The sequence below is a fragment of the Bacillus sp. 05T31 genome (genome assembly GCF_056396725.1).
On sequence record NZ_JBFTMA010000175.1, the window covers coordinates 1 to 7,107 of the forward strand.

Sequence of the window (7,107 nt, forward strand, 5' to 3'; positions counted from 1 at the left end):
AGGATTATGATATTCAATATTCAATTTAAAAAGTTATTAACACTAGTCACGGTAATAATGTTACTAGTAACACTATTAGTATTTTTCAATCGTCCTAATAGTACAAATGCAGAAGTAAACAAAGATTATTCAGGTGAAGAACTTTATAAAGGAGTGGTATTAGGGCAAGGGAAAGTTGCAAGGTTATTTCCTCAAGTATGGGATGAAGAAAAAATCCATAATGTAAACTCTAAGGAATCATTAGAATTTACTACTAAGCTTATTAATGAAATGAAATTAAGTGACCCTTTTTACTTCAATAATTTGAAAAAGGCAGTCAATTCAAAGGAACCATTAGAAATAAGTCAAGCATTTGAAAATGGAAGTTATTTATTAAATCAAGCAATAGATAAACTTAAACTTGATAATAACAATTCAAAATACCTTAATAAACCAGGTTTGGGACTGTTCACATTTATTGATAATAGTAAATATTACGTAATGTATGCTGGTTCAAAGGAGAATCTTGAAGTATCTGCTCTTGCTAATGTTAAAACAAGTAAGAAGTTAGAACAGGAAAAACTTATTCAGGATATTGTTAACCAACTATCTTATTAAGCTAAATTTTAATTTTATGTACAAACTAACAGTATTAACTAGTTATTAGAATTTCATTTCTTTGAATGTTAATATTGTAACTTTTCTTACTAGAAACTCCATATTTTTTTGAGTATTATAAGAGAAGAAAAAGTAAGAAATACAAAGACTATGGATTACAATTGTATTTCTTACTTTTCTTAATGATAAACTGAATATACTTCTATCTATATGCACTCTTAATTATTTTATTTAAGCCTCAACTTTCTTTTTATATACTCTTTATTAAACGAAAAATACGTCCTCGTAATCTTAATTTTATTCCCCATTTTTCTAATCGCTTTAATTTCTAAGTCCACCAATGGTTCTGGTGCAAAAAATGTAAGACCTTATGTAACTCATCTCTGAAATTGGGACATACTGATGCTAGTACTTTAAAAAAGGACGTAATCAGTATGGAAAAGCAAAACTTATTTAGGTGGAAATATTATCAGCCTGAACCAATCTTAATAAAATTAAGATTGTACCTGAGGTACAATTTGAGCTCTCGTAACCTGGTGGAAATGATGGAAGAACAAGGATTATCAATACAACACACAATAAATATGCACTGGGTTCATCAATATAGGTCTCAATTAGAAGAAAGAGTACGATATCATCTTAAATCAATAAATGACTCATGGGGGAGTCGATGAAGCCTATATCAAGATAAAAGGTTAATGGATGTATTTATATCGTGCCGTAGGTTCCGAAGGGAATATCATTAATTTTCATCTAAGTGAATCAAGAGATAAACAAGAAGCTAAGCACTTATTCAAGAAAGCATTGGCTTTTTCGTACGTTTCTTAACTTCGTGTGATAACAGTAGATAAGAATCCTGCCTAAACTTTAACGATGCAAGAATTGAAAGAGGGGAAGCACATGCCTGAAGGCATACAACTAAGGTAAGTTAGATATCTCAATAATATAGTGGAACAAGATCATCATTTTATTAAGAAAAATGTGCACTCTATGTTGGAATTCAAGTCATTTAAAATAACAATCTCTATATTGAGTAGTGTCGAAATCCTGCATATACTGAAAATAGGACAACTTCACCAACAAGAGGGGTCTATCCAAAATGAAGATGAATTTGAGCATGATTTGTTTGGAATTGCATCATAAACTAGAATTGAATAGACTGTATAGGTTCTACGTCTCTATCAAATGATTTTTGCAACAGAACCCCTTAGCTTCGTGATGATGTGACGATACCTCGTATAGTGGTTAGATAACCGTGAATATTCAAATGATTTTTAATAGCATAAGTTATTTAAGCTCTTAGCCTTATCTTTATTGTATGTAATTCAGTAATATATCTCGCTCTTTTTCAAATAAGAAGCTAACTTTATCATCTTGAAGGTGAATTGATTTCTTAAGTTGATGAGTGGGTATTTCGTTTTTGTGTGCTGGATGGTGATTTTACTGTTTTCCAACAGGGGGACCATCTATATTCCTTAAGTTCTTTTCACACCGGAATCCTAAAACATAGAAACAGCTATTTCTTTAAAAAGAAACAGCTGCTCGATTATTCCTAATTCATCCATACAAAGTTTGTTTTGCTTCTATTTGAGTATAATTTAGGATTAAAAATCATTGAATTTTTTAGAATTTTATTGCTAGTATACTTATATTTTTTTCATCCGAATCACGCATTTTTTAATTAATAATGTTATTAGAGATATCTTGAATCAATTTTTCCTTTTCAAGCTCACTTTCATTTCCAAATCCAGTGAATATTACTATATTAGAAATATTATTCAATACTATACCATTTGGCAATACTGCCGGCAATACTACTATTTGTATTTTTGAGAGTGCTGAGTTTACTATATCATTTTGTTGAGTATTTTTTTGTGTTTGTACATTAAAATTTAGATTTTCTACTGTATTTTTTAATAGTATGCTACCATATTCAAATTCTTTTTTTATTGCCACAAAATCTTTCGTTTTAATAGATTGTTCTAATCTTTTAAAATAAATAGAATCCTTCGCTTTTATTTCCATAATAATTTTATTGACGACTTCTGTATTCTCTTTTGAATTAGCTATTTGCATTTTCTTCACATCCCAAATTTGAGGGAGTTCCTTTGCAACTTTTCCTTGTCCAAATACTACACCTCTATAAATTTCTTCACCTGTAAATTCTTTTTTTGTTTCTGCTTTTACACTATAAGGTTTGTTAAAAAACATTAAAAGTGTAATTAGTAGAGTTACTGCTGTAAATAATACTAGTAACTTTTTAAATTCAACATTTAATCCCATATCCCCACTCCTAATTTAGAATTTTCTTACTAATTAACGTTACTATATTATACAATAAATGTAAACAAGTAAACTGGTTCTAGTGCAAAAACTGTAATAATTATGCAACTAATCTCTGGAATTGGGAAATACTGATATTAGCACTCTAAAAAAGGATGTGATCAGTATGGGAAAGTAAAATTTGTTCAAGTGGAAACATTATTAGCCTGAACTAATTTTATTAACAGTAAGATGGTAGCTGCGGTACAATTTTGATTTCGTAATCTGGTGGGGATGATAGAAGAATAAGGATTATTAATAACTCACACAATAATTATGCAATGGGTACATCAATATGGACCTCAATTAGAAGAGAAAGTACGATATCATCTTAAATCAACAAATGGATCATGGAGAGTTGATGAAACCTATATCAAAGTAAGAGGCCAATGGATGTATTTATATCATGCTGTAGATTCCGCAGGTAATACCATTGACTTTTATCTAAGTAAATCATGAGATAAACAAGCAGCCAATTGCTTTTTCAAGAAAGCATTGGCTTTTGCATGCGCTTCTCAACCTCGTGTGATAACAGTAGATAAGAACTATGCTTATCCTGTAGCGATACAAGCGTTGAATGAAGAGAAACATATGCCTAAAGGCATACAACTAAGGCAAGTTAGATATCTTAATAATATAGTGGAACAAGACCATCGTTTTATTAAAAAACGYGTGCGCTCKATGTTRGGRTTCAAGTCATTTAAGATAGCGATCTCTATATTAGGTGGCACCGAAACCATGTATATGCTGAAGAAAGGACAACTTTACTAACAGGTGAAGTCTATCCAAGATGAAATTGAATTTGTACATAATTTGTTTAGAATTCCATCATAATCTAGAATTGAAGGGACTGTATAGATTCTACGTCTCTATTAAATGATTTTTGTACCAGAATTCAAAAAGTGGTAGTCCCATTAAAAAATGCACACTAGTTTATTATCGCAGTTATTTTGATTTAATTCCTGTACCACAAACAGGTATAATAATTCTATTTTCTAGAGCCCGTTTGTATTTTAAGTAACCTGCATAATTAACTGCTGTAGTCACTTCAACATAGAAGCCTTGATTTATAACAAATTCTGCAATTTTGGAAGCATTTACAAGAGTTGTACAGTCTGTTGTTTAAATCGATCTAATATTCGGTATTTTTTTCTGTTAGTCTATTATTAAATAAGTCTTTAAAACTATAGTATGCACCAAGTATAAGGCATCACACTACATATCGAAAAGCCAATTGGAAACCTAGAAATCCATCGAAGCATGCCTTTTACTGAACCTCCATCTACAGAAAGTTGGTTTATTGTGTCCATAGATTCTAAAGAGATAATTTATGGAGCATCATTTGAAGAGCGTAGTGTTCAAAGACCATTTGGAAAAATAGATTACTACAGAGCGAAGCTCCCCCTTTATTTAACGTTTTTATGTCCTTTTTATACTAGAAGAACTAAAAAATCCGATTTCTGAAGAATTCAGAAACCGGATTTTTATTGATAAAATTTATTCATAATTATTTAACTAGGAATAAAAATACGCCTATGACTTAGTTTTATTAGTATCTCCGCTGAATCTCCGCATAGTCGAATCCCTTTCGAATTTATAACTTTTGATTAGCTATTATCATAACAATTGAATGTACAGACAGAACAATTATGAAAACAAAACTAGGAACAATATCAATAAAAAAAGCATATGCAATCGCTAAAACACCAGCAATAATTACAAAAATACCATTAACTCTTCCAAACTTATCATGATCTTTTACTTTTTCTGGAGAATATCCTGCAATGAATCTATACCCTTTTTTATTCAATAGAAAAATCCCCATGACTATAAGAAATAATGCAACAGATATCACACAAATTTGAGCTATGAACATAAAAAACCTCCTTATTTTCAAAAAAAAAAATTTTTTGACAATTTTACACAATTTGTATTGTGTATGTCGTATATATAGTATATTATTACAAATATAGAGAAAAATAAACATATTTTGTTAATTTTGGAGATTTATCAATTTACAAAAAACTAAAAAGGAAAGGAGCTTTTTGTTTGCAACCGCACATATCAAAAAAAACATTAAATTATGGTGTACTTATTTTTATTACAATTTCATTAATATGGCTTGTTTTCTTTCTTTATTCGATTATCGCCGTGTTACCTGGCAGTACCTTTTCAGTAAGCACAAAAAATAAATTACTAGTTAGCAATACAATCCCACAAGGATGGGGTTTTTATAGTAAGGACCCTAGAGAAGAAATGATAAATCTTGTTGATCCAAATACGGGAAAAACTGCCGCTAAATGGCCCAATAATATGCCGGTAAATATGTTTGGATTAAAAAGAGAAGGTCGTTCTCAAGGAATTGAAGTTGGTCTATTAATGGAAGGCGTTAAAAAAGAACAGTGGAATTCTTGTAGCAAAAACCCTACGAATTGCCTAAAAGAAATAAAAGAACCTATAAAAATTAATAATCCAACAAAAAATGCTACTGTATGTGGGGAATACGGGATTATTTTACAAAAACCTGTTCCTTGGGCATGGAGTAAGAACAAAGAAATAGTTATGCCATCTAAAATAACGAAGGTGAATTCAATATGTTCGAAAAAATAAGTAATAATCTATTAAATTGGGTTAATAACAATAACCCTTGGACAAATGTATATGGGCTAGCTAGAACTTTGATAGCTCTGTCAACAGCTTTAACTTTAGGATTAAATAGAACTGAAATATTTTTTAGACCAGGTGCTGGCAATAGCGATTTTCCAAATTGCGAAAATACCTATAGCGCATTCTGTTTAGTCTCCAATAGCTATTTAAATTTAACAATAATAAAATGGATATTTGTTATTCTACTACTGATTATAGCATCTGGCTGGAGACCTAGATATACAGGAATTGTTCATTGGTATATAGCTTATAGTTTCCAAACAGCAGCAACAACTATAGATGGAGGCGAACAAGTAGCCGCAGTTATTACTTTTATGTTAATACCACTTACATTAACAGACAATAGAAAATGGCATTGGTATAAACCAGACAATAAAGTTTTAGATACAAAAAGTTACATATATAGGATTATAGCATTAGTCACAATATGGGCTATCAGAATTCAAGTAGCTATATTATATCTGCATTCTACCATAGCTAAATTAGGAAATTCAGAATGGATTAACGGAACAGCAGTATATTATTTCTTACAAGATCATATGCTAGGACTTCCTAATGTATTACTGAATTTAATATCTCCCATTTTAACTTCAAAATATGTTGCAATGGCAACATGGGGGACAATGGTTCTACAGATTATGTTATTTGCAGCTTTAGTAGCACCTAAAAAACATTGGAAATATTACTTAACTCTTGCATTATTAATGCATGAAACAATTGCCGTTATGCTTGGGTTGATTAGCTTTTCAATGGTGATGACAGGTGTCTTAATTCTATATTTAAGGCCTGCTGAAAAACCCATAAAATCATTATATAAGGCTAAAGAAATCTTCGTACCTTTAAAACTTAAGGGGGTGGTTAATGAAAAAACTTCAGAAAAGATTTCTTAGCAAACTATCAAAAAAAAGGGAGAGAAAAAAAGAAAATGAAAGCTAAATTTAAAAGAATATTATCTATTTTAACATTAGTTACTATGATTGTCACTAGTATATCGTTTTTTAACGGTCCTTCAATCGCAAATGCCCAAACTAGCAAGAAATTTACCGGAGAAGAAATCTTTCGAGGAGTTATATTTGGTGAAGGCCAGGTTGCTAAATCATTCCCTCAAATATGGACAAAAGAATTGTTAGCAAAATCTAATTCAAAAGAGCAAAAGCAAGTTATTGATGCAATTGTAGTAGAAATGAAATCTGTTGATTCCAATTATTTTAATGAATTAAAGAACGCTATAGATACAAAAAATTCATTGGAAATCAATAATGCTTTTGAAAAAGGTGGAACTATTTTAGATAAGGCATTAGAAAGTTTGGACGCTAAGTTAACAAAAAAAGAAGAAGTTCAAAAAAATGATGGTACGGGACGTTGTGTAGCATTTTATACTTTCTATGTAACGGCAGCTGCTGTACAAACTGCGGCTTTAGGAATCTCACTTGGAGTTGTCAATAATGTTGGTGCGGCTAATTACGTATATGTTTATAACCAGTACGAATTCTGGGGTGCACCTCAAGAGGGAGTTAGCAA

6 protein-coding genes and 3 pseudogenes are annotated in these 7,107 nt (G+C 30.7%); 7 read left to right on the plus strand and 2 right to left on the minus strand.

The window, feature by feature from the left end:
• A partial coding sequence (locus AC1DJR_RS13035) for a sporulation delaying protein family toxin (protein WP_477002767.1) occupies positions 1–597 on the plus strand: 597 nt, incomplete at its 5' end.
• Between the two features lie 434 nt (positions 598–1,031).
• Positions 1,032–1,740, plus strand: a pseudogene (locus tag AC1DJR_RS13040) (IS6 family transposase).
• Positions 1,741–2,274: 534 nt separating this feature from the next.
• On the opposite strand, the gene AC1DJR_RS13045 reads toward AC1DJR_RS13040, so the two are convergent.
• Positions 2,275–2,880 carry a sporulation delaying protein family toxin gene (locus AC1DJR_RS13045; protein ID WP_429688668.1) on the minus strand — a complete coding sequence of 202 codons (606 nt, stop codon included), beginning with the start codon at positions 2,878–2,880 and terminating at the stop codon, positions 2,275–2,277.
• 214 nt (positions 2,881–3,094) lie between these two features.
• Here AC1DJR_RS13045 and AC1DJR_RS13050 point away from each other — a divergent pair.
• Positions 3,095–3,753, plus strand: a pseudogene (locus AC1DJR_RS13050) (IS6 family transposase).
• A 372-nt stretch (positions 3,754–4,125) separates the two neighbouring features.
• A pseudogene (locus tag AC1DJR_RS13055) lies at positions 4,126–4,278 on the plus strand (TrmB family transcriptional regulator); the annotation flags it as partial.
• A gap of 235 nt (positions 4,279–4,513) precedes the next feature.
• Here AC1DJR_RS13055 and AC1DJR_RS13060 read toward each other — a convergent pair.
• Entirely contained in the window at positions 4,514–4,795 is a 282-nt protein-coding gene (locus AC1DJR_RS13060; protein WP_429688667.1) for a DUF3784 domain-containing protein, read from the minus strand.
• Between the two features lie 173 nt (positions 4,796–4,968).
• Between AC1DJR_RS13060 and AC1DJR_RS13065 the strand changes: the two genes are divergently transcribed.
• The 3 genes from AC1DJR_RS13065 to AC1DJR_RS13075 form a co-directional block, all read left to right on the plus strand.
• Positions 4,969–5,529: an SdpA family antimicrobial peptide system protein gene (locus tag AC1DJR_RS13065; protein ID WP_429688666.1), complete on the plus strand. Its 561-nt coding sequence runs from the start codon at positions 4,969–4,971 to the stop codon at positions 5,527–5,529.
• Complete coding sequence (locus tag AC1DJR_RS13070; protein ID WP_429688665.1) at positions 5,514–6,476, plus strand: sporulation-delaying protein SdpB family protein; 963 nt, start codon at positions 5,514–5,516, stop codon at positions 6,474–6,476. The genes AC1DJR_RS13065 and AC1DJR_RS13070 overlap by 16 nt, the downstream gene beginning before the upstream one ends.
• A gap of 35 nt (positions 6,477–6,511) precedes the next feature.
• Positions 6,512–7,107: sporulation delaying protein family toxin (locus AC1DJR_RS13075; protein ID WP_477002768.1), on the plus strand; the 596-nt coding region annotated here is incomplete at its 3' end.